Genomic DNA, 595 nt, shown 5'->3' with positions numbered 1-595 from the left:
ATCCCAAATACTGGCAGGCCATAACGATGGCGGAAGCCCAAGACTACGCCAACCAGGGATATTTCGTCGTGGCGGGGTATTTCAATCCAACCGGAGGAAGCGGGCATGTCGTGGTTATTGTACCGGGTGAGGAAAAAGAGTCTGATTCCTGGAAATGTGATATACCACAAATAATGGACACAGGAGAAAAGAAACGATATAAAAAAGTCCCACTAAGCAAAGGATTCGGATTAAGTAAGAAAAATAATATCAAATTTTATTATTACAAAAAACCATGAAGAGATTAATAATATTATTAAGCATTGCTTACATAACTTTAATATCTGCAACGGCACAGACCGTTGATTTGTTCAACAGGGAAGGAAAAGATATTATTCCCAAGGAGCAGTTCATTACATTTTATAAAAAAGATGTCGCCTATTTACAAACACTAGATAAAAAACCAATACAAAAATACACAGAGTATAATATCACATCCAATAACGGAACCAGTCAATATCAAATTTCAATAGGAGGTTTTACCCCTATTTCAGAATACGATGGTTACGGTTATGATTTTTTTGAAATATCATATAACGGGAAAAGACTGATACGG

At 36.1% G+C, this 595-nt stretch carries 1 protein-coding gene and 1 pseudogene; both read left to right on the top strand.

Translation table 11 applies throughout. The features are described from left to right. A pseudogene (locus C5S62_RS13475) lies at window positions 1-278 on the top strand (hypothetical protein); the annotation flags it as partial. Next, window positions 275-595, top strand: a 321-nt coding sequence (locus C5S62_RS02505; protein WP_133159472.1) for a hypothetical protein, incomplete at its 3' end; no start/stop codon positions are given. The pseudogene C5S62_RS13475 and the gene C5S62_RS02505, both read left to right, overlap by 4 nt.

The organism is Prevotella sp. MGM2 (assembly GCF_002933955.1).
In the GTDB taxonomy this organism is placed as follows: Bacteria; Bacteroidota; Bacteroidia; order Bacteroidales; family Bacteroidaceae; genus Alloprevotella.
The sequence above is the reverse complement of the archived record's forward strand: the minus strand, read 5'-3'. Positions and strand labels throughout refer to the sequence as shown.